This window comes from Microtetraspora sp. NBRC 13810, from assembly GCF_030268685.1.
Lineage (GTDB): Bacteria > Actinomycetota > Actinomycetes > Streptosporangiales > Streptosporangiaceae > BSRQ01.
In genome coordinates, this window is the sequence record NZ_BSRQ01000053.1 from 1 (window position 1) to 1,094 (window position 1,094).

General features: G+C 71.1%; 1 protein-coding gene. It reads left to right on the top strand.

Annotated elements, in window-relative coordinates:
• The first annotated feature begins 57 nt into the window (after positions 1-57).
• On the top strand, positions 58-1,074 hold the full coding sequence (locus tag QSK26_RS41395; protein ID WP_285780847.1) for a hypothetical protein: 1,017 nt from the start codon (positions 58-60) through the stop codon (positions 1,072-1,074).
• Positions 1,075-1,094: the final 20 nt, after the last annotated feature.

The window sequence follows — 1,094 nt, forward strand, 5'->3', positions numbered from 1 at the left end:
CGCCAAGGCGCTGGCCAAGCTGAGAATCGACGAGTCGGTGGTTAAGGAGCTGCAGAGGTGACCGTAGAGAATCTCCGCGACGTACTGCGCGAGCACGCCGACCTGCTCCCGCCGCCGAATCCGTCGCGCGGCGAGCAGGTGCGCGACCGCGTGCGGAGGATCCGGGCGCGCAGGCGGACCGCGGTGGGCGCGGTGGGCGCGGCCGTGGTGGCGGCGGCGGTGGCGCTGACCGTGCCGCTCCTGCCCGCCACGCCGCAGCCCGAGACCACCACGACGGTCTCGGGCGGGACCCTGCCCGTGCTGCCGGGCGAGTTCACCTCGGCGGACGGCACCGGCTACCGGCTCGTGGCCAGGACCGCGATCGAGAAGACGGCTGACGCCAAGGCCACACTCAAGGTCCCCTACACCGGCAAGCCGCTGGACGTCGGCGGCATGTGCGTGGGGCCGGACGACAACCCGCCGCGAATCGAGGTCGAGGGGTCCCGGCTGCGCGCGCCGGTCTCGTTCATGAACTGCGATCGGGAGCTGCGGCTGCAGCCGCTGGACGTCCCCGAAGGCGCCACGGAGGTGACGGTCACGTTCAACACGGTGACCTCCGGCTGGGGCTGCACCCAGGAGGAGCCGGGCGGTCCGTGCGTCACCCAGGTGCCCGCGCATGGTTCGTGGGTGCTGGGCGTATACGAGTGGACGCCGCCCGCACGACCAGTCGTCCCCGAACCACTGCGAAGCATCCCCAGGCAGATAGACGAGTGGCGGCTCACCGAAACGAGAAGCGGCCTCTGGCCGCAGGACACCACGGCCACCTTCGAGGTCGGCGGCCAGGCGGGCAGGGTCGCCCTCGACGAGCTCTGCTCGGGCGAGCTGGCCACGCGGCTGCAGTTCAGCTTCAGGGTGAACGGCGAGAGCGGGGGCGCCAGCAGCAGTTGCGGCGTCTGGACCTCAGGCGGGTTCCCGATGGCGATGAACGAGCTCCACCTGACCGAGCCCACCACCGTCACCGTGGAGCTCACCATGGTCGGTCAATCCACCAACCGCCCGATCCGCTGGTCGGTCGGCCTGTTCGAGCGATCGTAGGAACACGTCCACCACGCCGG